This is a genomic window from Pseudomonas sp. PNPG3 (assembly GCF_023093815.1).
Taxonomy (GTDB): domain Bacteria; phylum Pseudomonadota; class Gammaproteobacteria; order Pseudomonadales; family Pseudomonadaceae; genus Aquipseudomonas; species Aquipseudomonas asiatica.
In genome coordinates this window covers 96,355-120,678 of the sequence record NZ_JALLKV010000007.1, presented here as the reverse complement: position 1 = coordinate 120,678, position 24,324 = coordinate 96,355, and the positions used below count along the sequence as shown (strand labels likewise).

At 63.4% G+C, this 24,324-nt stretch carries 22 protein-coding genes and 1 tRNA gene; 12 read left to right on the top strand and 11 right to left on the bottom strand.

Going from position 1 to position 24,324, the window contains the following annotated elements:
• Positions 1-271: 271 nt before the first annotated feature.
• The 7 genes from fdnG (at position 272) to MJ643_RS07465 (ending at position 9,475) form a co-directional block, all read left to right on the top strand.
• The gene (gene fdnG, locus MJ643_RS07495; RefSeq protein WP_143133120.1) at positions 272-3,340 is read left to right on the top strand and encodes a formate dehydrogenase-N subunit alpha; all 3,069 of its coding nucleotides are present in this window, start codon (positions 272-274) and stop codon (positions 3,338-3,340) included.
• Positions 3,340-4,290, top strand: a complete 951-nt coding sequence (gene fdxH / locus MJ643_RS07490; protein ID WP_013970650.1) for a formate dehydrogenase subunit beta — start codon at positions 3,340-3,342, stop codon at positions 4,288-4,290. The genes fdnG and fdxH overlap by 1 nt, the downstream gene beginning before the upstream one ends.
• Positions 4,287-4,943, top strand: coding sequence for a formate dehydrogenase subunit gamma (locus MJ643_RS07485; protein ID WP_013970651.1), 657 nt, complete (start codon positions 4,287-4,289; stop codon positions 4,941-4,943). The genes fdxH and MJ643_RS07485 overlap by 4 nt, the downstream gene beginning before the upstream one ends.
• 4 nt (positions 4,944-4,947) lie before the next feature.
• Positions 4,948-5,868: a formate dehydrogenase accessory protein FdhE gene (gene fdhE / locus MJ643_RS07480; protein WP_024086174.1), complete on the top strand. Its 921-nt coding sequence runs from the start codon at positions 4,948-4,950 to the stop codon at positions 5,866-5,868.
• A gap of 158 nt (positions 5,869-6,026) precedes the next feature.
• Positions 6,027-7,454, top strand: coding sequence for an L-seryl-tRNA(Sec) selenium transferase (gene selA, locus MJ643_RS07475; RefSeq protein WP_047932855.1), 1,428 nt, complete (start codon positions 6,027-6,029; stop codon positions 7,452-7,454).
• The gene (selB, locus tag MJ643_RS07470; protein WP_013970654.1) at positions 7,451-9,373 is read left to right on the top strand and encodes a selenocysteine-specific translation elongation factor; all 1,923 of its coding nucleotides are present in this window, start codon (positions 7,451-7,453) and stop codon (positions 9,371-9,373) included. The genes selA and selB overlap by 4 nt, the downstream gene beginning before the upstream one ends.
• A gap of 6 nt (positions 9,374-9,379) precedes the next feature.
• Positions 9,380-9,475, top strand: a tRNA-Sec gene (locus MJ643_RS07465).
• Positions 9,476-9,601: 126 nt separating this feature from the next.
• Here the strand turns inward: MJ643_RS07465 and MJ643_RS07460 are convergent.
• Complete coding sequence (locus MJ643_RS07460) at positions 9,602-10,591, bottom strand: asparaginase (RefSeq protein WP_024086175.1); 990 nt, start codon at positions 10,589-10,591, stop codon at positions 9,602-9,604.
• A 71-nt stretch (positions 10,592-10,662) separates the two neighbouring features.
• Positions 10,663-12,105, bottom strand: a complete 1,443-nt coding sequence (locus MJ643_RS07455; RefSeq protein WP_013970656.1) for an alanine/glycine:cation symporter family protein — start codon at positions 12,103-12,105, stop codon at positions 10,663-10,665.
• Between the two features lie 177 nt (positions 12,106-12,282).
• Between MJ643_RS07455 and MJ643_RS07450 the strand changes: the two genes are divergently transcribed.
• A complete protein-coding gene (locus tag MJ643_RS07450; RefSeq protein ID WP_024086176.1) occupies positions 12,283-13,092 on the top strand; it encodes a helix-turn-helix transcriptional regulator in 810 nt (269 codons plus the stop codon).
• 8 nt (positions 13,093-13,100) lie between these two features.
• Here MJ643_RS07450 and MJ643_RS07445 read toward each other — a convergent pair whose 3' ends face one another.
• Both MJ643_RS07445 and MJ643_RS07440 read right to left on the bottom strand, forming a co-directional pair.
• Entirely contained in the window at positions 13,101-13,895 is a 795-nt protein-coding gene (locus tag MJ643_RS07445; protein WP_013970658.1) for a TSUP family transporter, read from the bottom strand.
• A 17-nt stretch (positions 13,896-13,912) separates the two neighbouring features.
• A complete protein-coding gene (locus MJ643_RS07440) occupies positions 13,913-14,953 on the bottom strand; it encodes a hypothetical protein (protein ID WP_013970659.1) in 1,041 nt (346 codons plus the stop codon).
• Between the two features lie 264 nt (positions 14,954-15,217).
• On the opposite strand from MJ643_RS07440, the gene MJ643_RS07435 reads away from it, so the two are divergent.
• Positions 15,218-16,102, top strand: a complete 885-nt coding sequence (locus MJ643_RS07435) for a sugar nucleotide-binding protein (RefSeq protein ID WP_024086179.1) — start codon at positions 15,218-15,220, stop codon at positions 16,100-16,102.
• A complete protein-coding gene (locus MJ643_RS07430; RefSeq protein WP_023662675.1) occupies positions 16,095-17,027 on the top strand; it encodes an NAD-dependent epimerase/dehydratase family protein in 933 nt (310 codons plus the stop codon). Before MJ643_RS07435 ends, MJ643_RS07430 begins: the two co-directional genes overlap by 8 nt.
• A gap of 130 nt (positions 17,028-17,157) precedes the next feature.
• Here MJ643_RS07430 and MJ643_RS07425 read toward each other — a convergent pair whose 3' ends face one another.
• Positions 17,158-17,601, bottom strand: a complete 444-nt coding sequence (locus MJ643_RS07425; protein WP_013970662.1) for a helix-turn-helix domain-containing protein — start codon at positions 17,599-17,601, stop codon at positions 17,158-17,160.
• A 102-nt stretch (positions 17,602-17,703) separates the two neighbouring features.
• On the opposite strand from MJ643_RS07425, the gene MJ643_RS07420 reads away from it, so the two are divergent.
• On the top strand, positions 17,704-18,909 hold the full coding sequence (locus MJ643_RS07420) for an MFS transporter (protein WP_208209284.1): 1,206 nt from the start codon (positions 17,704-17,706) through the stop codon (positions 18,907-18,909).
• On the opposite strand, the gene MJ643_RS07415 is transcribed toward MJ643_RS07420, so the two are convergent.
• The 5 genes from MJ643_RS07415 to MJ643_RS07395 all read right to left on the bottom strand — a co-directional run bounded on the left by MJ643_RS07415 (position 18,897) and on the right by MJ643_RS07395 (position 22,883).
• Positions 18,897-19,580, bottom strand: coding sequence for an OmpW family outer membrane protein (locus MJ643_RS07415; RefSeq protein WP_208209285.1), 684 nt, complete (start codon positions 19,578-19,580; stop codon positions 18,897-18,899). The genes MJ643_RS07420 and MJ643_RS07415 overlap by 13 nt on opposite strands.
• Before the next feature lie 109 nt (positions 19,581-19,689).
• Positions 19,690-20,184, bottom strand: coding sequence for a DUF3299 domain-containing protein (locus MJ643_RS07410; protein ID WP_038408606.1), 495 nt, complete (start codon positions 20,182-20,184; stop codon positions 19,690-19,692).
• A gap of 150 nt (positions 20,185-20,334) precedes the next feature.
• Complete coding sequence (locus tag MJ643_RS07405) at positions 20,335-21,600, bottom strand: ABC transporter permease (RefSeq protein WP_013970666.1); 1,266 nt, start codon at positions 21,598-21,600, stop codon at positions 20,335-20,337.
• The gene (locus MJ643_RS07400) at positions 21,600-22,310 is read right to left on the bottom strand and encodes an ABC transporter ATP-binding protein (RefSeq protein ID WP_013970667.1); all 711 of its coding nucleotides are present in this window, start codon (positions 22,308-22,310) and stop codon (positions 21,600-21,602) included. Before MJ643_RS07400 ends, MJ643_RS07405 begins: the two co-directional genes overlap by 1 nt.
• Positions 22,311-22,883 carry a DUF2796 domain-containing protein gene (locus MJ643_RS07395; RefSeq protein WP_013970668.1) on the bottom strand — a complete coding sequence of 191 codons (573 nt, stop codon included), beginning with the start codon at positions 22,881-22,883 and terminating at the stop codon, positions 22,311-22,313. It abuts the gene before it with no gap.
• A gap of 130 nt (positions 22,884-23,013) precedes the next feature.
• Here MJ643_RS07395 and MJ643_RS07390 point away from each other — a divergent pair, with 130 nt between their 5' ends.
• Positions 23,014-23,358 carry a hypothetical protein gene (locus MJ643_RS07390; protein WP_023663079.1) on the top strand — a complete coding sequence of 115 codons (345 nt, stop codon included), beginning with the start codon at positions 23,014-23,016 and terminating at the stop codon, positions 23,356-23,358.
• Between the two features lie 76 nt (positions 23,359-23,434).
• Here the strand turns inward: MJ643_RS07390 and trxA are convergent, their stop codons facing one another.
• Positions 23,435-24,307, bottom strand: a complete 873-nt coding sequence (gene trxA / locus MJ643_RS07385) for a thioredoxin (protein ID WP_013970670.1) — start codon at positions 24,305-24,307, stop codon at positions 23,435-23,437.
• Positions 24,308-24,324: the final 17 nt, after the last annotated feature.

Genomic DNA, 24,324 nt, shown 5'->3' with positions numbered 1-24,324 from the left:
CGGCCGGTGGTGGATGGCACCGGTGTTGCCGGTGTTCGCGTGCACGCCCGCTCCCACAGGAATGGCGCCCTGCTTCGGGCATGTGCAGTAACTGTGGGAGCGGGTTCACCCGCGAATCAGGCAACACAGCGCCTTCAGCTGACCCATGTCATCGCACCTTCTCGATTCTTGGCTAGTCTTAACTGTTGGCGGCCATCAATTGGCCGCCACCGTGACTACCAAGAGGCGCCGGCCATGTTCCGTGCGTCCACCACCTGATCAGGAGTGCACGATGGACCTGAACCGTCGGCAGTTCTTCAAGGTCGCCGCCGTCGGCCTTGGAGGCTCGAGCCTTGCGGCGTTGGGCATGGCCCCGACACCAGCATTTGCCGAGCAGGTGCGTCACTTCAAGCTGGCGCATACCAAGGAAACCCGTAACACCTGCCCTTACTGCTCGGTCGGCTGCGGCCTGATCATGTACAGCCAGGGCGATGCGGGCAAGAACGTCAAACAGAACATCATCCATATCGAAGGTGACGCCGACCACCCGGTCAACCGCGGCACCCTCTGCCCGAAAGGCGCTGGCCTGCTGGACTTCATCCACAGCCCGAGCCGCCTGCAGTACCCCGAGGTACGCAAGCCGGGCAGCAAGGAGTGGGTGCGGGTCAGCTGGGACGAGGCGCTCGATCGCGTCGCCGACCTGATGAAGCAGGACCGCGACGCCAACTTCATCGAAAAGAACGCCCAGGGGCAAACGGTCAACCGCTGGCTCACCACCGGTTTTCTTGCTGCTTCCGCCGCCTCCAGCGAGGCCGGCTACCTGACCCACAAGGTCATCCGCGCAACAGGCATGCTGGGGTTCGATAACCAGGCTCGTGTCTGACATGGCCCGACGGTGGCAAGTCTTGCCCCGACGTACGGCCGTGGCGCCATGACCAACCACTGGTCCGATATCGCCAATGCGAATCTGGTCCTGGTGATGGGTGGCAACGCAGCAGAAGCGCATCCGTGCGGCTTCAAGTGGGTGACCGAGGCCAAGGCGCACAACAAGGCGCGGCTGATCGTGGTCGACCCGCGGTTTACCCGTACCGCTTCGGTGGCCGACTACTACGCACCGATTCGTACCGGTACCGACATCGCCTTCATGGGCGGGTTGATCAATTACTTGCTGAGCAATGACAAGATCCAGCACGAGTACGTGCGCAACTACACCGATGTGTCGTTCATCGTCAAAGAGAACTATGGCTTCGAGGATGGCCTGTTCAGCGGGTACGACGAGGCCAAGCGCGTGTATTCCGACAAGTCCGGCTGGGGTTACGAGCTGGGTGCAGACGGCTTTGCCAAGGTTGACCCGACGCTGCAGCACCCGCGCTGCGTGTTCCAGCTGATGAAGCAGCACTACAGCCGCTATACACCGGAACTGGCAAGCATGACCTGTGGCATGCCGCAGGACGCCATGTTGAAGATCTGGGAAGAGATCGCCACCTGCTCGGTACCGGGCAAGACCATGACGATCCTCTACGCGCTGGGCTGGACGCAGCACTCGATCGGTGCGCAGATCATCCGCAGTGCGGCCATGGTGCAGTTGCTGCTGGGTAACGTCGGCATGCCAGGTGGCGGGGTCAACGCCTTGCGCGGGCACTCCAACATCCAGGGCCTGACCGACCTCGGCCTGCTGTCCAACTCGTTGCCGGGTTACTTGACCCTTGCCGGCGATGCCGAGCAGGACTATGCCGCCTATATCGACAAGCGCGCCTCCAAGCCACTGCGTCCTGGCCAACTGTCGTACTGGCAGAACTACGGCAAGTTCCATGTCAGCCTGATGAAGGCGTGGTACGGCGCCAATGCCACGGCGGAGAACAACTGGGGCTACGACTGGCTGCCCAAGCTCGATGTGCCGGCCTACGACGTGCTGCGCATGTTCGAGATGATGGGCCAGGGCAAGGTAAACGGCTACATGTGCCAAGGTTTCAACCCGATTGCCGCGCTGCCGGACAAGAACCGTGTCACTGCCGCCCTGAGCAAACTCAAGTGGCTGGTGATCATGGACCCGCTGGCCACCGAGACCTCGGAGTTCTGGCGCAACGCCGGGCCGTTCAACGATGTCGACACGGCCAACATCCAGACCGAAGTGATCCGCCTGCCCACTACCTGCTTTGCCGAGGAAGACGGCTCGCTGGTCAACAGCAGCCGCTGGCTGCAGTGGCACTGGAAGGGCGCCGACGGCCCGGGCGAGACCCGCACCGACGTTCACATCATGAGCGAGCTGTTCCTGCGCCTGCGCCGACGCTACCAGGCCGAAGGCGGCGCCTATCCTGACGCGCTGATGAACATCAACTGGCCATACAAGGTCCCTGAAGAGCCATCCCCGGAGGAGCTGGCCAAGGAAATGAACGGCTGGGCGGTGACGGACGTCACCGATCCGACTGGCGCAGTGCTCAAGGCCGGCCAGCAACTGGCGGGCTTTGGCCAGCTCAAGGACGACGGCAGCACTGCGTCCGGTTGCTGGATCTTCGCCGGCAGCTGGACCGAGCAGGGTAACCAGATGGCTCGCCGTGACAACAGCGACCCGTACGGCATGCACCAGGTGCAGAACTGGGCCTGGGCCTGGCCGGCCAACCGCCGCATCCTCTACAACCGTGCTTCCAGCGACCCGCAAGGCAAGCCGTGGGACCCGGAGAAGAAGCGCCTGGTGTGGTGGAACGGCAAGGCCTGGACCGGGACCGATGTGCCCGACTTCAAGGTCGACTCGCCGCCCGAGGCGGGGATGAACCCGTTCATCATGAACCCCGAAGGCGTGGCGCGGTTCTTTGCCATCGACAAGATGGCCGAAGGCCCGTTCCCCGAGCACTACGAGCCGTTCGAGACGCCGATTGGCATCAACCCGCTGCACCCGCAGAACAAGAAGGCCACCAGCAACCCGGCCGGGCGGGTGTTCGACTCGGTGTGGGACACCCTCGGCAAGCACGAAGAGTTCCCGTACGCGGCGACCACGTACAGGCTGACCGAGCACTTCCACTTCTGGAGCAAGCATTGCCGGCTCAACGCCATTGCCCAGCCCGAGCAGTTCGTCGAAATCGGCGAGGTGCTGGCCAACGAGAAAGGTATCAAGGCCGGTGACCGGGTGCGGGTATCGAGCAAGCGCGGGCATATCGATGCGGTGGCGGTAGTGACCAAGCGGATTCGCCCGCTCCAGGTCAACAACCAGACCGTGCACCAGATCGGCATCCCGCTGCACTGGGGCTTCACCGGGGCTACGCGGCATGGCTACCTGACCAACACCCTGGTGCCTTTCCTGGGTGACGGCAATACCCAGACGCCAGAGTCCAAGTCGTTCCTCGTCAAAGTGGAGAAACTCTGATGGCCAGCCAAGACATCATCGCCCGCTCGGCCACCACCACCGTACCGCCTTCGGTACGCCAGCAGCAGGAAGTCGCCAAGCTGATCGACACCACCAAATGCATCGGCTGCAAGGCTTGCCAGGTGGCGTGTTCGGAGTGGAACGAACTGCGTGACGAGGTCGGCCACAACCACGGCACCTACGACAACCCCCAGGACCTCACTGCCGAGACCTGGACCCTGATGCGCTTTACCGAGCACGAGCGCGACGACGGCAACCTGGAGTGGCTGATTCGCAAGGATGGCTGCATGCACTGCGCCGAGCCAGGTTGCCTGAAGGCGTGCCCGAGCCCTGGGGCGATCATCAAGCACGCCAACGGCATCGTCGACTTCAACCAGGACCACTGCATCGGTTGTGGGTACTGCATCACCGGTTGCCCGTTCAATATCCCGCGTATTTCGCAGAAGGACCACAAGGCGTACAAGTGCACCCTGTGTTCCGACCGCGTGACCGTGGGCCTGGAGCCGGCCTGCGTGAAAACCTGCCCGACCGGGGCGATCGTGTTCGGCACCAAGGATGAGATGAAGGTGCATGCTGCCGAGCGCATCGTCGACCTGCAGTCGCGGGGCTACGACAAGGCTGGGCTTTACGACCCGGACGGCGTCGGTGGCACCCACGTGATGTATGTGCTGCACCATGCCGACACGCCGAAGCTGTACGCCGGCCTGCCGGACCAGCCGGTGATCAGTCCGCTGGTGGGGCTGTGGAAGGGCATTACCAAGCCGCTGGCGCTGCTGGCCATGGGGGCTGCGGTGCTGGCCGGGTTCTTCCACTATGTGCGGGTAGGGCCACAGCGGGTGGAGGAGGACGAACACCCGACACCCGCGGATGAAAGCGTGCACCAGGTGGACCCGTCGGTCCATGTCTATGATCCGACCAAGCCCGGTGGGCAAGGGGAGCAGCGACCATGAACGACAACAAACCCATCCTGCGCTACAACGCCAACGAGCGCAGTAACCACTGGGTCGTCGCGATCCTGTTCATCCTGGCTGGCCTGTCGGGGCTGGCGCTGTTCCATCCGGCGCTGTTCTGGCTCAGCAACCTGTTCGGCGGTGGCCCGTGGACACGCATCCTGCACCCCTTCCTCGGGGTGGCGATGTTCGTGTTCTTCCTCGGCCTGGTGCTGCGTTTCTGGCGCGCCAATTTCATCACTGCCAATGACCGACTGTGGCTGCGCCGGGTGGACCGGGTGATGCTCAACAAGGAGGAGGGTGTGCCACCGATCGGCAAGTACAACGCCGGGCAGAAGCTGTTGTTCTGGACCCTGCTGGTGTGCATGCTGGTTCTGCTGGTCAGCGGTGTGGTGATCTGGCGTGCATACTTCAGCCATTTGTTCGGCATCGAGGTCATTCGGCTGTCCGCTCTGCTCCACGCCCTGGCGGCGTTCGTGCTGATCCTCAGCATCATCGTGCACATCTACGCCGGTATCTGGATCAAGGGCTCGATCGGCGCCATGCTGCATGGCTGGGTCAGCCGCGCCTGGGCGCGCAAGCACCATGAGTTGTGGTACCGCGAAGTGACTGGTGACAAGACGCCGGGCAATCACGGACGAAAAGAAGGATGAGCGCTTGAGCACGATACTCGAACCCGGGCAGATCGAAGCGTCGGCAGTGATGCCGCCGTTTCTGCACCTGCCCCCCGCCAACCTGTTCGAACTGCGCGCCGAGCGCCTGGAGCAGCTGGCCGAGGGCAATGCCCTTGGCGAATACCTGAAGCTGGTGGCGTGTTTGTGCCGTATCCAGCAGCAGCTTGTGGATAACCCACCCGCTGGCATGCCGGTGGCAGAGGAGCGTCAGCGCCTGTGCATAAGTCATGGTTTGCCGCCACTGGCGGCGGACAGCCTGGTGCGTGAAGGGCCGTGGCTGGTCTGGTTGCAGGCCTTGCTCAAGCACTTCAATGCGCAGACCAGCGGTCCATTAGGGGAGGCGCTGCAAGTCCTGCGCAGCAGTGATGACTGTCAACGCAAGGGTTGGGGCATCGCCTTGCTCGCCGGCCAGTACGACGCAGTGCCCGCAGCACTGGTGCCGTTCATCGGGGCGGCCTTGCAGGCGGCCTGGTCCAGCTGGTTGCTGGCGCTGCCCGCACCAGAGCTCAAGCCCGCCGACAGCCTGGCCCAGTGCCCGGCCTGCGGTTCGCCGGCGATGGCCGGGGTGGTGCGCAACCGCGGCAAGCACAATGGCCTGCGCTACCTGGCTTGTTCGCTGTGTGCCTGCGAATGGCATGTGGTGCGGGTCAAATGCGTGTACTGCGAGTCGAGCAAGGACCTGCGCTATACCAGCCTTGACGATGACCGCCATGCGCCGGGCAAGGCGCCGCTACGGGCGGAGTGCTGCCCGGAGTGCGAGAGCTACCTGAAGCAGAACTACCTGGAAAACGATGCGGCGGCCGAGCCGCTGGCCGATGACCTGGCCAGCCTGGCACTGGACATTCGCCTGGACGAGGAGGGCTTCCATCGGTTGGCACCGAACCTGATGCTCGCACCCGGGTAATGGAGAGTGTCTACACTGTAAGACCGAGTCGCTTCTTCGCGGGTAAACCCGCTCCCACAGGGCCCGCGCAGCTTTTGAGGCTTGCGCGGCCCTTGTAGCAGCGGGTTTACCCGCGAAGAGGCCAGTACAGACAACGGATCAGTCCAAGGTAGTACCGCATGTCCTCCAGCCTAGCCAGCGACACCCCACGCCTGCCCTCCATCGACACCCTTTTGCGCCACCCAGCCTGCCTCCCGCTGATCGACCGCCACGGTCGCGACGCGGTCCTGGCCACCCTGCGGCAACTGCTCGACGACCTGCGCGACCCCGCCCGCACCGGCCAGCTCAGCACCGCCGAACTGGCCGCTGAAGTCCTGTTGGGCCGCACTGGCGAACGCTTGGCCACCCAGCAACGCAGCCAGGTCCGCCGAGTGTTCAACCTCACCGGCACCGTGTTGCACACCAACCTCGGCCGCGCCCTGTTGCCAGAGGAGGCCATCGAGGCCATGCAGACCGCCGCCCGCTACCCGCTCAACCTGGAGTTCGACCTGGCCACCGGCAAGCGCGGCGACCGTGACGACCTGATCGAGGGCCTGATCCGCGAGCTGACAGGCGCCGAAGCCGTCACCGTGGTCAACAACAACGCCGCCGCCGTGCTGCTGGCGCTCAACAGCCTGGGTGCGCGCAAGGAGGGGATCATCTCCCGCGGTGAGCTGATCGAGATCGGCGGTGCCTTCCGCATCCCCGACATCATGGCCCGCGCCGGCGTGAAGCTGCACGAAGTCGGCACCACCAACCGCACTCACGCCCGTGACTACGAGGCCGCCATCAGCCCGCGTACGGGCCTGCTGATGCGGGTGCATTGCAGCAACTACAGCATTCAGGGCTTCACTACCCAGGTGCCCACCGCCGAGCTGGCGCGTATCGCCCACCAACATGACTTGCCGTTGCTTGAAGACCTTGGCAGCGGCAGCCTGCTTGACCTTACCCGCTGGGGCCTGCCCGCCGAGCCTACTGTGCGTCAGGCCCTGACTGACGGCGCCGATATCGTCACCTTCAGCGGCGACAAACTGCTTGGCGGGCCGCAAGCCGGAATCATCGTCGGGCGCAAGGAGCTGATCGCCAGAATCAAGAAGAACCCGCTCAAGCGCGCGCTGCGGGTCGACAAGATCACCCTTGCCGCACTCGAAGCGGTGCTGGCGTTGTACCGAAACCCCGACCGCCTGGCCGAGCGCCTGCCCAGCCTGCGCCTGCTGACCCGCAGCCAGGCAGAAATCCAGGCCCAGGCCGAGCGCCTGGCCCCTGAAATCAAAGCTCGCCTCGGCGAGCAATGGGCGGTCAGTGTGGAGCCGGCGTTGGGCATGATTGGCAGTGGCAGCCAACCGGTGGCCCGCCTGCCAAGCGCGGCATTGTGCCTGCGCCCGCAGGTGTCGAAGAAGTTGCGCGGGCGCAGCCTGCATGTAGTGGAGCGCGCCTTGCGCGGTCTGCCCGTGCCAGTGCTCGGCCGAATCGACGATGACGCCCTGTGGCTGGACCTGCGCCAACTGGATGACGAGGCCCAGTGGCTGGCTCAGTTGCCCGCCCTGCAATTGGGGCCGGTACAGTGATCGTTGGTACCGCCGGCCACATCGACCACGGCAAGACCGCACTGCTCCAGGCCCTGACCGGCCAGGCCGGTGACCAGCGCCAGGAGGAGCGCGCCCGTGGCATGACCATCGACCTTGGCTATCGCTATGCGGCGTTGACCGAGGGCGCAGCGCTGACCGGCTTCATCGACGTGCCCGGTCACGAGCGCTTTATCCACAACATGCTGGCCGGCGCCCATGGCATCGATCTGGTACTGCTGGTAGTGGCGGCCGACGACGGGGTAATGCCTCAAACCCGTGAGCACCTGGCGATCATCGAGTTGCTGGGCATCCCACAAGCCCTGGTGGCGATCAGCAAATGCGACCGTGTAGAGCCGGCCCGCCTGGCCGAAGTGCAGGCACAGGTCAGCGAACTTCTGGCGCCGGGCCCATATGCCGGTGCGCGGCAGTTTCCGTTGTCCAGTGTGACCGGTGAAGGTATCGATGCCTTGCGCCAGGCCTTGCTGGCCGCGCAACAGCGCGTGTGCCAGCGCAGCGTGCGCGGCGGTTTCCGCCTGGCCGTCGACCGCGCCTTTGCCGTTACCGGTGCGGGTGTGGTGGTCACGGGCACGGCGCTGGCCGGGCGGGTCAGTGCCGGTGACACCTTGTTACTGGGCAAGGCCGGCAAACCGGTGCGGGTGCGTGGCCTGCATGCGCAGAACCAGGCCGCACTGGTGGCCGAAGCGGGCCAGCGGGTGGCACTGAACATTGCTGCCGAACGCCTGGCGGTGGAGCAGGTGCGCCGGGGGGACTGGCTGGTGCCCGAGTGGCTGCATGCGCCTAGCGTGCGGGTGGATATCGAGCTGAACCTGTTGCCGGGCGAGACCCGTACCTTCGAGCATTTCAGCGCTGTGCACGTGCACCTGGGCACCCAGGATGTAACGGCCCGGGTAGCCTTGCTCGAGGGTGAAACCTTGGTGGCAGGCCAGCGCATGTTCGCCCAGTTGCTGCTCAACGCGCCGCTGCAGGCGGTGCACGGCGACCGCTTGGTGCTGCGCGATCAGCGTGCCCAGCGCACACTGGGGGGCGGCAAGGTACTCGATCCGTTCGCGCCAAGCCGTCAGCGTCGCAGTGATGAGCGCCTGCGCCAATTGCAGGTGCTGCGTGATGCCGAGGACCTGGAGCAGGCCTTGCCGGCACTGCTTGCCAGCGCACCCGGGGGTATCGACCCGCAACGTCTGGAACGGCAGTTCAATCGCCTGCGCGAAACCTGGCAGTTGCCGGAAGATGTGCTGGTGGTGGCCACGCGGCAGGGCCAACTGCTGTTTGCCAGTGCCCGGTGGCAGTCGCTCAAGCGCCAGGTGCTGGAGCAGCTGGCGCGGTTCCATGAACAGGAGCCCGACCAGCTCGGCCCGGACCGCGACCGCCTGCGCCGCTTTGCTGCCTTGCCGCTGGAGCGGCCCGCTTTTGTCAGCCTGCTGGATGAGTTGCTCGAAGACGGCGCCATTGCCAGCAGCGGGCCTTGGCTGCACCTGCCCGATCACAAGGTGCAGTTGAGCGAAGCCGACAGTGCATTATGGGCGAGTCTGCAACCGAAGTTGCTGGCGGGGCAATACGATCCGCCCTGGGTCCGGACGCTGGCGAGCGAGGAAAATTGTGCCGAAGCCGATGTGCGCCTGTTGCTGCGCAAGCTGGCCCGGTTGGGCCTGGTGCACCAGGTGGTGCGCGACCTGTTCTACCCCGAGGCGACGCTACAGCGCATGGCAGAGCTGCTGCTGGGGCAGGCCAGTGAAACGCCGATAGTGCAGGTTGCCGCGTTTCGCGATATGTTGGGCATCGGTCGCAAGCGCAGTGTGCAGATTCTGGAGTACTTCGACCGCATCGGCCTGACCCGGAGGGTGGCCGATCAGCGTCACATTCGCGCCGACAGCGCCCTGGCCCAGCAGCAGGCCAGGCACTGAGTTCAAGGAAGGCAATCGCGCCCGGTGGCGCGGCCGGGCTTCAAACCCGGTTGGGGACGGCAGCCGTTCCCGGGCAGGTTCGACTCCCGCTGCCTTCCGCCATTTTCTTTTGCCTGTCAGGGCCTATTCGCGGGTGAACCCGCTCCCACAGGTACCGTACAAGTCTCTGGAACTGTGACGCCCCTGTAGGAGCGGGTTTACCCGCGAAGAGGCCAGAGCAGGTAACAGTCAGGCCCGCTCGCCACACAGATCCAGGGCAAACCACCGCTCTGCCGTTTCGACATCCAGCCCGGCCCCCAGCAACGCAACCATCTTGGCCAGCGCCGCCTCCCGGGTCATGCCCCCGCCACTGACCAGCCCGGCCCCGCGCAAGCGGTTACCCGCCGCATAGGTATCGAACACCACCGACCCCTCAGGGCACTGGCTGATAGCTGCCAGCATCACACCCCGCTGGCGTGCCGTGCTCAGCACATCCAGCAACGCCTGGTCATCCGACGGCCCGGTTCCGCTGCCGTAGCATTCCAGCAGCAAACCCTGCACGCCGCTGCCCAGCAGTGCCTGCAAATGCCCGGCCTGCAGGCCCGGGAACACCGGCACTACCGCCAGGTTGACTGGCTGGCGCGGGTGCTTGTAGCCAAGCTCGGCAGGGATCGCCGTTGCGCGCTCACTGTCACGATGACGCGGCAGCGCGGCAAAGGCATCGAACGCCTCGCTGCGCAGCTTCGACGCCCGGCAGCCATGCAGCAGCTGCCCATGGAAGTACAGCTGCACGCCATCTTCCAGCCCTTGTTCGAACTGGCGCAGTGCGCCGCACAAGTTGCCCCAGGCGTCGCTGTCCGCGCTACCCGCAGGCAGCATCGAGCCGGTCAGCAGCACTGGCACCGGCAGGCCCAGCAGCAGGAACGACAACGCCGCGGCGCTGTAGGCCAGGCTGTCGGTGCCATGCAGCACGAGCACGCCATCATGGCCAGCCACCTCTACCGCTGCGACGATTGCATCGCGCATCGCCAGCCAGTTGTGCTGTTGCATGTTGGCGCTGTCGAGCAGCGGGTTCAGTTCCTGCAAGGTCCATTGCACCTGGGGGGCGTCGGCCAACTGGGCAAAGTGTTCGCGCATGCGTGCTTCGAAGCCACCGGCCGGCGCCAGGCCTTCGGGGGTTTCGAGCATGCCGATGGTGCCCCCGGTATAGAGCACGAGGAGATTCTTTACTGCTCGCATGGGAAGTATCCGTAGCGGTGAGCGGAAGAAGGTAAGCCGCCCACGGACGGGGCGGCTGGCAGGGGAGAATATCAGCGTTGAGTCTGGACTTCGCCGACTGCTTTGTCAGTGGCTGTTTCCGCCTGCGGATTGGCAGGCCAGGCATTGCGATCCAGGTCCAGGTCGGCAAACTTGGCCGAGTCGAACACCGGTTGGTCGACGCCCGCCTTGCGCTGGTCATCGTAGTCGCGCATCACCCGCAGGCCGACCTTGAACAGCAGGGCCAGGGCTACCAGGTTGACGAAGGCCAGGCAGGTCATGGTGATATCGGCAAAGGCGAACACAGTCGACAGGTCCTGCAACGAGCCCCATACAACCAGCGCCAGTACCAGGCCACGGAATACCATCAGTACCACACGATTGCGGCTGAGGAATTGCAGGCTGTTCTCGCCCAGGTAGTAGTTGTAGAGGATGCAGGTGAACACGAACAGCGACAGTGCCACGCTGACGAACACGCGGCCCCAGTCACCAACCACGGCGGCCAGCGAGTTCTGGGTCAGGACGATGCCGTCACCTTCGAAGCCCGGGGTGTAGAAGCCCGACAACAGGATCAGCAGCGCGGTGCAGGTGCAGATCACGAAGGTGTCGAGGAACACGCTGAATGCCTGGACAACGCCCTGCGCACCCGGGTGTTTCACGGCGGCCACGGCTGCGACGTTTGGCGCACTGCCCAGGCCCGCTTCGTTGGCGAACACACCACGCTTCACGCCCATGACGATGGCGCTGCCGAGCAGGCCGCCGAACGCCGGGTCGAGGCCGAAGGCACTCTTGAAGATGGTTTCCAGCATGGCTGGCACGTGCTCGATCTGGGTGCCGATCACGTACAGGGTCACGCCGATGTACGCCAGGGTCTTGACCGGTACCAGCAGGTCCGACACCGCGGCGATGCGCTTGATGCCGCCGATGAAGGTGATGGCCAGCAGCACGGCGAGGACGATGCCGGTGTGCTTGGGGTCGAAGGCGAAGGCGTTCTGCAGCGAGTGAGTCACGGTGTACGACTGCAGGCCGATGAAGGCGAAGCCGTAAGTGACCAGCAGCAGGACCGAGAACACGATGGCCATGCTTTTCAGCTTCAGGCCGTGCTGGATGTAGTACGCCGGGCCACCACGGTACAGGCCGTCGCCATCGGCGCGCTTGTAGACCTGGGCCAGGGTGCATTCGAAGAAGCTGCTGGACATACCCACCAGTGCGGTGACCCACATCCAGAACACGGCACCTGGGCCACCCAGGGTCACGGCAATGCCGACACCGGCGATGTTACCGGCACCAACGCGGCCAGCCAGGCTCAGCATCAGGGCCTGGAAGGAGCTCAGCTGGCCTGCCTGGCCACGCAGCGATTCCTTGAACACACCGAACATGTGGCCGAAGTGGCGGAACTGGACGAACCGGGAGCGGATAGTGAAGTAGCTACCCAGCCCTACGATCAGCACAATGAGAAGTTTCCCCGAGAGGAAATCGTTGAGTACTTCGAGCATTGGAAAATGACCTCGATTCTTATTGTTCGTGTGGAAGATCAGCGGACGGCAGGCGCACCGCTATTCGTGGGGCGCATGGTTGGCTATGACAAGAGCGGTTACAATTTCGCGGGTTGCTCTGATTTGGTGCAACTTGATGCTACAATTGCGCCATTCGCGTCACCTGAGTCCCGAGTCATGAGCGATCATTTCGCTACCAACCTCAAACTGGCCTGCAGCCACTACCGCTCTATCTCCGAAGTTTGCCGCCAGCTGTCGATCAACCGCGCGCAGTTCAACAAGTACCTGAGTGGGCAAAGCCGCCCGACGGCCTACAACCTCAAGCGCATCGGCGATTTCTTCGGGGTAGAAGATTACGAATTGCATTTGCCACCCGAGCAGTTCAGCCGCCTGATCGGTGCCCGCGTGTCGACCCCGGCCGAGCAGCCTGGCGACCCGATCAGTGATCTGTTCCGCCCGTTGCACGCCCATGCGGGGAACCTGTCGCGCTATTGCGGTTACTACCTGGAATATTCCAACTGCATGTCGGTTCCGGGTACGGTCCTGGTGTCATTGGTGCACCTGTGGGAGGAGCGCGGGCAGTTCCTTTTCGAACGCCAGGAACGCCAGGAGCGTTCCAGCGCCACCAACCCCCATGCCGGGGTGCGTTGTCGCTATCTGGGAGCGGCGTTCCAGCTGCAGGACCGGATGTTCCTGGTCGATTACGAGTCGCTGACGTTCAACGAGATGAGCCAGACTATCCTCATCCCCAGTTTCAAAAGCCGCATTACCCGCCTCAACGGCCTGAAGGCCGGCGTATCCAGCGGAGACCGGCGCAACCCGGCCTGCACTCGGGTTGTGTGGGACTACCTGGGAGAGGAGATCAATCGCATTAATGTCTACCGGCAGGTAAAACTGTACCAGCCGGATGATCCACGCATAGATGACGATGTGCGTGAGCGCCTTAGCGTGGGGCCGTTGCGTAACAGTCTGTTCGAAATCGAGTGATGCTTTTTTCAGAGAACAAGTTGATGTAACCACTCGCCAACAGGGTTGCCTGGGTCGAGCAGCAACTTGATTGCCATGATGCAGCAAACACATACCAGCAACGGCTTGATCAGACGGGGGCCAAAGTGTACTGCGCAGCGTGCGCCCAGTTGAGCCCCCACAAAAGCAGCGAATGCCATTGCCAGTGCCAGCGGCCAGATGATCGCCCCGCTCAGTGAAAAGACTGACAACGCGCCCAGGTTACAGGCTGCGTTCAAAAGCTTGCTTGTGCACACGGCTTGTATCAAGTGCTGGCCCAAGAGGATCACGCAGGCCAGCATGAAGAACGAGCCGACGCCAGGGCCGAAGATCCCGTCATAAAAGCCAATGATTGGTGCAACCGTAATGCAGAACAGGCTGGTCGATATCTTTGCCTTGCGCGCTTGTTCATTCGGCTTTGGACTGAAGGCAAAGTAGGCGGCTATCAGGATCAGCAGAGGTGGAACGCACGCCTGCAGAACGCTTTTGGGCACGTAAGTTATCGACAAGGCACCCAACGCCCCTCCGATAAACGACATGACAGCCATTGGACTGCCTTGTCTCCAGTCGATCATGCCTTTGCGGGCGAAGGCGCACGTAGCCGAAACCGTAGCCGAAGCCGCCTGGAACTTGTTGGTGGCAATTGCCGCCAAGGGTTCGATACCGGCAATGAACAACACCGGGAGCGTGATCAGGCCCCCGCCACCGGCGATAGCATCGAAAAAGCCGGCCATCAGTGCCACCAGTGCTAGGGTCAGAACAAGCGTTAAATCTAATTCGATCATTGCGTGTTTTCCTATGATCAGCCACGCACCAGCAGCGGGTCTTCAGCGAGCACCAGCGGTTCGGCGAAGGGGGAATATCCGAATTGACGGATAAGCAGGCGCCGGTTGTCCTGAACCATGTCGCGGCCGTGCAAGGCTCGGCTGTTGTTGATCAGCAGTGCGGTGTCAGGCTGCAGGACAAACGCCAACGGTTGTGTGGTATCCAGTATTTTTTGAAAGGAGTCGAAAGCGCGCGCAGCAGCGCTGCAGGCGCGTTCATTCAGACTGAAGCGATAGCAATTGTAACGAACAGAGAAACCACCATTTGGCTCGAATTGCAGTATTGAAACTGCTTTGCCTGCATTGCCTTGTCCGTGACCGAAGCAGTCACTGCGGGTGAAGTCGAAAGACGCTGAAGTCAGTGCAAGTGTGCCCATGCTACCCAAGCGTTCAATGATTCCCCGGAGCGGGAAGACATGCGTAGGTTCATTGGCGGGGTTCCAGCGCGCAGTCAGAATCAGTGCAGAGGGAGCAGGGGAGTGAGCGTTGCTGGAAATTGTCGAGCAGTTGTAGGGCGCTTCAGTGTGCGGCCCCAAGCGCAAGCCCGCATGCGAGCTGGTTTCAACTTTCAGGCAGGGATCTTCGTCGAGTCGCGGAATGCGGCCACCGCCCTTGAAGTTGCCTACCAGGCGAACCTGCTTACCCTCGTTATCTATATCGAAGGCGAAACTGCGGTGGCGCACGAGCTCCAGCAGTAGTTGATTGCGTGAGGCAAGGTATTGGCAGCGTGGGTTTTGCGCCAGGGCGGAAATGTGGGGCAGATATTCTGGTATTGGCTCGTCGGCACAAGGCATATGCCTGTACATCAAGGCAGATAGCTGGCCTTCACTGAAGCGTTGTAGCAACCCACGCTGTTCCACGCTCAAGGCTTGCTCGAATTGATCGGCGAATATACGAGCCTGAAGTGCTACTCCTTTGGCCTCTGGGCCACCCAGGTCAGCAATTGTCTGGCTTGCAAAGGCTATGGCTTTGCTTTGCTCCGGGCTGAAATCCAGGTATGCAGCTTCCGAGTGAGGCATTGAACGTTCCTTGTACTTGTTTTTGTGAAGCTCCCCGGCTGGCAAGTGGGGGAGTCAACTATTCAATGCGGTTGTGCTGTTGCGCGGAAGTCAGCTCGTTCCTGGTATGTCGTAGGAGATTTCTGCGTGTTGCGGTATTGAACGGTGGAACTTTGAATTCAGTACCGCCTGTGGCATCGAACGGGTCCGGTGTTGGACTTCCCCGCCCGGAAACCGCAAAATGACCCCTTTCCTTCAATCAACCTCTCCGGATCTGCTGACTCTATGCGTATGCGCCTAATGCTGTTGGGTGGTGGCAATGCCCTCGGGCAAGCGCTGATTCGTCTTGGGGCCGAGGAGGACATCGCATTCCTGGCTCCGCGCCCGCCCGAGAACGGCTGGACGCCGGCCAGCCTCACCCAGCTGCTCGACGATCATCGTCCCGATGCACTGGTCAACCTGGCCTATTACTTCGACTGGTTCCAGGCCGAGTCGGTCAGTGAGCAGCGCCTGGCCCAGCAGGAGCGGGCTGTGGAGCGGTTGGCAGAGCTGTGCCAGCACCACCAGATCACCCTGGTTCAGCCATCCAGCTACCGGGTGTTCGATGGTTCTCGGGCCACGGCCTACAGCGAAAAGGACGAGCCGGTACCGCTGGGCCTGCGTGGCCAGGCCCTGTGGCGCATCGAGCAGAGCGTTCGCGCGGCTTGCCCGCAACACGTGCTGTTGCGCTTTGGTTGGCTGCTCGACGAAAGCATCGACGGGGCGTTGGGCCGCTTCCTGACCCGCGCCGAGCAACCCCAGGAGCTGCTGCTGGCCGATGACCGGCGTGGCAACCCTACGCCAGTCGACGACGCCGCCCGGGTGATCCTGTCGGTGCTCAAACAACTCGATTGCAGTGCGCCGCTGTGGGGCACCTACCATTACGCCGGCAACGAGGCGACCACGCCGCTGGCGCTGGGCCAGGCGATCCTCGCCGAGGCAGGCCAGTACCGGCAGCTGGCCGTGCAGGCGCCGACGCCGCAGGCACATGCCGCACGGCCGGATGCCAGCGAAGAGCCGCAGCACGCGGTACTGGCCTGCAAGAAAATCCTTCATACCTTCGGCATCAAGCCGCGCGCCTGGCGCGCCGGCTTGCCGCCTCTACTGGACCGGTTCTACCGCCATGGCTGACGCCCCCATCCTGATCACCGGCGGTGCCGGCTTTATTGGCTCCCACCTGTGCGATGCGTTGTTGGAGAAAGGCTACGCCGTACGCATTCTCGACGATTTCTCCACTGGCCAGCGGGGCAACCTGCAGGTTGACCACCCTCGGCTGGAACTGGTTGAAGGCGATGTCGCCGATGCCGAGCTGGTTACGCAGGTTACGGCTGGCTGCAGTGCCGTGGTGCACCTGGCAGCGGTGGCCTCGGTGCAGGCCTCGGTCGAGGACCCGGTGCGGACCCACCAGAGCAATTTCATCGGTACCCTCAACGTGTGCGAAGCCATGCGCGTGCATGGGCTGCGCCGGGTGCTGTTCGCCTCCAGTGCGGCGGTGTATGGCAACAATGGTGAAGGCGAGTCGATTGCCGAAGACACCCCCAAGGCGCCGCTGACCCCGTATGCCGTGGACAAGCTGGCCAGTGAGCAGTACCTGGACTTCTACCGTCGTCAGCATGGCCTGGAGCCGGTGGTGTTCCGCTTCTTCAATATCTTCGGGCCGCGCCAGGACCCGTCATCGCCGTATTCCGGGGTGATCAGCATCTTCTCCCAACGTGCTGTGCAGGGTTTGCCGATTACCGTGTTCGGTGATGGTGAGCAGACCCGGGACTTCCTTTACGTGGGCGACCTGGTGCAGGTGATGGTGCAGGCGCTGGAGCAGCCGCAGGTCGAGGAGGGCGCGGTGAATATCGGCCTCAACCAGGCCACTTCGCTCAACCAGTTGCTGGCAGCGCTTGAGAAGGTGGTGGGTAGCTTGCCGGCGGTCAGCTATGTGGCGGCACGTTCGGGTGACATTCGCCATTCGCGGGCGGATAACCAGCGCTTGTTGGCGCGGTTCGAGTTTCCGCAGGCGACGCCGATGGTCGAGGGCTTGTCGCGGCTTCTGGGTAAGGGCTGAAATTCTTGGTGGCGCTTTGCGCCCCTATCGCGACACAAGGCCGCTCCTACAGCTACCGCGCAACCTCGGCCTGGCGCGATCGCTGTAGGAGCGGCCTTGTGTCGCGATGGGCTGCGCAGCAGCCCCAGAATCACTCATGCCGCACCACTTTTCGCAGGCAATCCCCTGCCGCCAGCACCCGCCCATCCCGGGCCCGCACCTGCAGTGTTTCCAGCGCCTGCCCCGTATCACTATCCACCAACTCCGAACGCACCTCGCCCGCCTCGAACAGAAACCGCTCCCCCCACTGCCTCAAGCCAACCACCACCGGGAACACCGATCGCCCTTTCTCGGTCAGCACATACTCCTTGTAGGCACTGCCATCCGACGCCGGCTGCAGCGTCAGCAGCCCACTCTCCACCAGCCACTTCAGCCGTGAGGCGAGGATGTTCTTCGCCAGCCCCAGGTTCTTCTGGAATTCACTGAAGCGCCGCAGCCCATCGAATGCGTCGCGCAGGATCATCAGCGCCCAGCGGTCTCCCAGTACCTCAAGCGCCCGGGCTACGGGGCATTGCGCATTGTTTTCATCGAGCATGGACGGGGCCTTTCGTGATCATCTGGTTGCAGATTAAAACCACATTTGCTAAATAGCCAGCATATGGTTTCAATTCGAAACCAGATTGACGAGACCAGCCCGATGAACCCTGCACTGACGCGCTGGATAACCCTGCTGCTGGCCATTACCAGCGCCATGGCTGTGGCGACAGTGTATTTCGCCCAGCCTCTGCTCGAGTCGATGGCCGCTGACCTTGGCGTGGCGCAGCAGCAGATCGGTTGGGTAGTTGGCGCGACCCAGGCGGGCTACGCCCTAGGGTTGTTGCTGATCGTGCCGCTGGGTGACCTGATCGACCGCAAGCGCCTGCTGCTCGGGCAGTTGCTGTTCTCGGCCCTGGCGCTGGTTGGGGTAGGCATGGCGCCCAACTGGGCGCTATTTCTGCTGGCCCTGGTTATCACCGGGCTGATGGCGGTCATGGTGCAAGTAATGGTGGCGCATGCTGCGAGCCTTGCCGCCCCCGGCCAGCAAGGGCAGGCCGTGGGCACCGTCACCAGCGGCATAGTGCTGGGCATTCTGCTGGCGCGGCTGGTCTCGGGCGGGCTTGCCGACCTGGCTGGCTGGCGCAGCGTGTACCTGTTTACCGCAGGGTTGTTGATGCTGCTGGCCCTGGTGCTGTGGCGCAGCCTGCCCGTGGGGCAACCGGTGTCGCTGCGGTCTGGCTACCGGGCGCTGATCGTCGCCCAGTTCAGGCTGTACCGGCACGACCGGCTGCTGCGCCAGCGCGGGTTGTTCGGCGTGTTGATCTTCGCTGCGTTCAGCGTGCTCTGGAGTGCCATGGTCATGCCCCTGAGTGCCGAGCCACTGGAGCTGAGCCATACCGCGATCGGTCTATTTGGCCTGGCGGGTGTTGCCGGCACATTGGCGGCAGCGCGCGCCGGTCGCCTGGCCGATCAGGGGCTGGGGGAGCGCACCACTGGGGTAGCGCTGATTCTGCTGGTGCTGTCATGGCTGCCCACGGCCTTCGTCGGGCATTCACTGATGGCCTTCGGGTTGGGTGTGCTGATGCTGGACTTTGCCGTGCAGGCGGTGCATGTCACCAACCAGAGCCTGCTGCTGGCTGGGCGTGGCGCAATGGCCAGCCGTTTGATCGGCGCCTACATGTGCTGCTATTCGCTTGGCAGTGGAGTGGGGGCAGTGCTGGCGAGCTGGGTGTATGCCCATTGGGGTTGGGCAGCGGTGTGTGGGCTCGGGATGGGCATCAGCGCGGTCGCGCTGGGGTACTGGTTATGGCTGCAACGCGCGAGGGCGGCCGAAGCCGCCCTGCAGTGTTCAGGTCAGAACTTGTAGCCAAGGCCGACCATGTACACCCATGGGTCGACATCGACGTCGACTTTGGTCTTGCTATAGCCCAGTGCGGACGGGCCGTCGACGCTGGCCTTGGTGTCGATGTCGACGTACCAGACCGCGGCGTTGACCAGCAGGTTGTCGGTGATCATGTAGTCCATGCCCAGCTGGCCGGCGAAACCGACCGAGTCCTGCAGCTTCAGGTTGCTGAAGCCTTGCTGCTTGCGGGCGCTGCTGAGGTCTTCATCGAAGAACAGGGTGTAGTTGATGCCGACACCGGCGTACGGCTGGAACTTGGAGGTCGGTTCCATCGGGTAGTACTGCAGCGACAGGGTCGGTGGCAGCTGCTTGATGTCGGCCAGCTTGCCGTCCAGGCCGCCGCCCAGGCCCTTGACGCCAACGGTATGCTTGAACGGGGTGGCCGCCAGCAGCTCCAGGCCGACATGGTCGGTGAGCATATAGGCGAAGGTCAGGCCCAGCTGGGTGTCGCTGTCCAGGGTTGCCTTGGTGCCCGAGACTTTGTTGCCGTCGAATTTCAGGTCGCCGCTGCTCTCGTTGGGCGCGGTGGTGATCGCGCCGGCACGGACGATGACATCGCCTGCCTGGTGGGCGTTGGCAACAGGGGTAGCGAGCGCCAGGACCGCGAGGGCGGCGCTGAGCAAGGACTTGTTCATGGAAGCTCCCAGAGGACGTGAGTAATCGAGTAGTCCAATGGTACGGATGCGTCTGAACGGAAAGTTTGACCCAGCTCAACGAAGCATCGCCACAAATTCGAAATAGTTCTCATCTCAGCTCATAAGCGTATATTTTCTCGGCTTCCATCTGGTAGCCGGCATCGGCCAGTTCGCTGCTGGAGGCTCTAACCTGAAGCTTTCCCTCGATCCAGTAGGGCTGGTAGAGGTCTTCAATGCGAACGCCCATTTCACTGAAGATGTGCACAATCTGGTTCGACGGTGGCGGTGGCACGTGGATGCACGCGCCGTAGTAGGGGACCAGCAGGAATTCGGTGGTGCGGCCTTCTTCGCTCACCTCCAGCGGTACGATGTAGCCGGGCAGTTTGATCTGCTGGCCGTCGAGGCTTTTTACCACTGGTGCATCGGGGGCCTGCTGGCGCGCCGGCGGGGCGGATTCGGCGGACAGGGCGTTGCTGAGCTGCGACATGTCGTGCAACGGCGCGAGTTGGGGCGGGATGACCGGGGCGCCTTCGGGGATGAGGGCGGGCCAGTCAAGTTCGCGGGGTTCCGAGGCCCAGGTGGGCGATGCCAGCGAAAGCAGCATGACCAGTAGTAGTTGTACTGCCTGTACTGGCCTCTTCGCGGGTGAACCCGCTCCCACAGGTCCTGCATAGGCTTTGAAGCTTGTGGTGGACCTTGTGGGAGCGGGTTCACCCGCGAAGAAGGCAGTGAGGTATTGGATCATTGCACGCCCTCAGAGGTGAATGGACAAGCCGTCGGCCAGCGACTGCCGATAGGCCCGCCACGCCGGTACGCTGCCCATCAACAGCGCAGCTCCCAGGATGATAGCCAGCAACGTCCATTCATGAGCACTCGGCATGGCCAGCGGCAAGTACAAACCATAGTTGGCCTGCACATACCCTTGTGCCAGGGCGATTCCCGCATACAGCAAGCCAAGCCCTGCAGCGATCCCTACCGCCGCCAGCGACAGTGCCTCCAGCACCAGCAGCCCTGCGATATGCCACGGCCTGGCACCAACCGAGCGCAATATCGCCATCTCCCTGCGGCGTTCATTGAGGCTGGTGAGAATCGCCGTAAGCATGCCGATCAGGCCGGTCAGCACCACGAACAGCGACACCACGAACAACGCCTGCTCCGCGGTGCCCATCAGGCTCCACAGCTCCTGCAGGGCTACCCCGGGCAGGATCGCCAGCAACGGCTCGCTGCGGTATTCATTGATCTCCCGCTGCAGGCTGAATGTCGCGATCTTGCTGTTCAGGCCGAGCATGAACGCAGTGATGGCGGCAGGCTGCAGGTCCATGGTCCGTGCCTGCTCGGCGCTGATACGCCCGGCGCCACGGGCCGGCACACCGTTGTGCCAGTCGATGTGGATGGCTTCCATGCCGCCCAGGCTGATATGCAGCGTGCGGTCGACCGGTGTGCCGGTGCGCTTGAGCACTCCGACTACGGTGAACGGCTTGTCGTCGTGCTTGACCAGGCTGATCGCGGCCACGCCGTGGGCAAGCACCAGCTTGTCGCCCAGCTTGTAGTGCAATGCCTCGGCCACTTCGGCACCCAGCACCACCTCGAACGGATCATCGGCAAACGCGCGGCCATGGCTCAATTCCAGGTGCTGGCGGCGGCCGTACTGGTAATGGCTGAAGTAATCACCGGTAGTGCCCATCACTCGATAACCACGGTGCGAGTCGCCCAGCGAGATAGGGATGGCCCATTCCACCCGCGGGTCCTTGGCGTAGTGCTCATAGCTGTCCCAACGGATGTTGTTGGTGGCGTTGCCGATGCGGAACACCGAGTACAACAGCAGGTTCACCGAGCCGGAGCGGGCGCCGACGATCAGGTCGGTACCGCTTATGGTGCTGGCGAAGCTGGCCCGGGCCTCGGTACGGACCCGCTCCACGGCCAGCAGCAGGCACACCGACAGGGCGATGGCGAAGGCGGTGAGGAATGCGGTGAAGCGGCGGTTGGCCAGGCTGGCCAAGGCAAGGCGGAGCAGGTACATCAGGCCTCCCGGGACTTGGCGGCGCGGTTGAGTTCGGCCAGCGACAGGTGGCGGTCGAACAGCGGCGCCAGGCTCTGGTCGTGGCTGACGAACAGCAGGCTGGCACCGGCGGCGCGGCATTCATCGAACAGCAGGCGGATGAACGCTTCGCGGGTGTCGGCATCCAGCGCCGAGGTCGGTTCGTCGGCGATCACCAGTTCGGGTTGGCCGATCAGTGCGCGGGCGGCAGCGACCCGTTGCTGCTGGCCGATCGACAGGCTGTCGGCGCGGCGGGCGAGCAGGGCGGGGTCGTCCAGGCCCAGGTGGGCCAGCAAGGTGCTGGCTGCCTGGTCGACACTGCCATGGCGTTGCTCGGCGCGGGCCTTGCGGCTGCGCGAGAAGCGGCAGGGCAGCTCGACATTTTCGCGTACCGAGAGGAACGGCAGCAGGTTGAACTGCTGGAAGATATAACCGGTGTGGTCGACCCGGAAGCGGTCACGGGCGCCTTGGCCCAGGCGCCCGAGGTCCTGGCCGAGCAACTGGATGCGGCCCTGGCCTGGTACGTTCACCCCGCCCAGCAGGCCCAGCAATGTGGTCTTGCCACTGCCACTGGGGCCCTTGAGAAACAGGGCTTCGCCAGCCTCCAGGCGGAATGCCGGAATATCCAGCAGCGCCGGCTGGCCGGGCCAGGCAAACACCAGGTCATGCAGTTCGATCAACGGCTGGCGCATTCAGAACGCGACCGCAGCCTTGGCTGGCGTGGCTTCCGCGCCTTTCTGGCCATTGGGGCCGATCAGTTGAACGGTGATTTTCTGGGTAGCCGGGAACGCCTTGAACAGCGGAGCGAGGTCCACCTGCGCCAGTTTGTCGGGGTCGGCGCAAGTCAGCTGGTAATGGGCGCCGATGTCGCTGTGCTGGTGGCTGTGCTCGTGGTCATCACCATCGTCGTCGGCTTTCGGGGCATCACCGAACAGCGGGCTTTCCAGTTCCTGCTGGTCTTCCTTGCAACCGGCAGCGGCGGGCAGGCCGAACAGCTTCAGTGGCTGCTCCAGCTGCTGGCGCACCGCCGCGACCTTGGCCTTGTCGGCGTCGCTGTTGGCGGCGTGTTCGAAGCCGACCAGGTTCATTGCCGGGCTGTCCAGCTCCAGCTCCAGGGTGTTGCCATCGAGCACGGCATTGAGCTTGGCCACGCCATGCTCGTGGGCGCCGAGGGTGCCGTGGTCGTGATCATGGTCATCATCGTGGGCTTGGGCCACGGCCAGGGGCAGCAGGGCGAAGGGCAAGGCGAGCAACAGGCGACGCATGGACGACTCCGGAGCGGGCGGGAAGATCGGGTTATGTTATAACAACTTTTCCGTGTGCTGCCAGCCTGCGTGGCGCAGGTTTCATGTTGGGGTAGGATGGTGGCATTGACTTGGGTTCAGGGAATGCAGCATGAGAATTCGTGGACAGATTGGTGACTGGCCTGTGGATCTGACCATCGAGCTGGCGCCTGAAGAGTGGGCGCAACTGGGGCGGCGGATCGAATTGCCTGCGGTGGCACAGACCGCAACAGCGGAAACCGTGGCGACAACTCGTCAGGATGACGGGCAATGGACTGCGGCACGTGAGGTGTTGCGCCTGGCAGGGCAGATGAGCGGGCCGGAATTGCTGGATCGGCTGGAAGGGCTGGCTGGGAGTACGGCGGCGGGTAAACGGCTGCTGGTGCGCTTGCGGCATAGCCGTGAAGTCAAGGTGGAAAGTGGCGTGGACGCGCCGGTGTATCACTGGGTGGGATAAATCTGTATTGCCTGTGCTGGCCTCGTTCGCGGGCATGCCCGCGAACGAGGGCAAAGCCCTCGCAATAGGCCTAGGGTCAGAACATCGCCGCCGATAACTTGCGACGATACACGCCGACCAGCGGGTGATCACCGCCCAGCAGCTCGAACACCTGCAGCAACGCCTTCTGCGGCAGCCCGTTCTCATAACCACGGTTACGCTGGAACAGCTTCAGCAACCCTTCCAGCGCCGCTTCATATTGCTGGCGCGCCAGCTGCTGCACGCTCAGCTGATAAGCCGCTTCATCATCCTGCGGGTTCTGCGCCAGGCGGCTTTTCAGGTCAGCCACTTCCGGCAGACTGGCGGCCTGGCGCAGGAAGGTCAGTTGTGCCTTGGCGCCGGCCAGTGCAGCTTTGTGCTCGTCAGTCTTGACCGCATCCAGCACCACCTGGGCTTCACCCAGCTCCCCGCGCTCGGCCAGGCAACGGGCATACAGAATCAGTGCCTCGGCATTGCTGTTGTCCTCACCCAGCAGTGCCTGCAACAGTGCTTCGGCCTCGGCAAAACGGCTTTCGGCAAAAAGTCCCTTGGCCTGCTCCAGCGGCGAGGCGGTAGGCGCGGCAGGCAGTTGCACGTGCGGCTCGAGCATCGCGCGGATCGCCGATTCCGGCTGCGCACCGGCAAAACCGTCCACCGGCTGGCCGTCCTTGAACAGCACCACGGTCGGCAGGCTGCGGATGCCGAACTGGGCAACTACCTGTTGCTCCACGTCACAGTTGATCTTGGCCAGCAGCAACTCGCCCTGGTAACCCTCGGTGATCTTCGCCAGCAGTGGCATCAGTGCCTTGCACGGCGCGCACCACTCGGCCCAGAAATCCACCAGCACCGGTTTGTGGAAGGAGTTCTCGATAACCAGTTGCTGGAAGGTGGCATCGGTAGCGTCGAAAATGTATGGCGTGTCTTGGGTCATCGCGACTCTCGCAAACT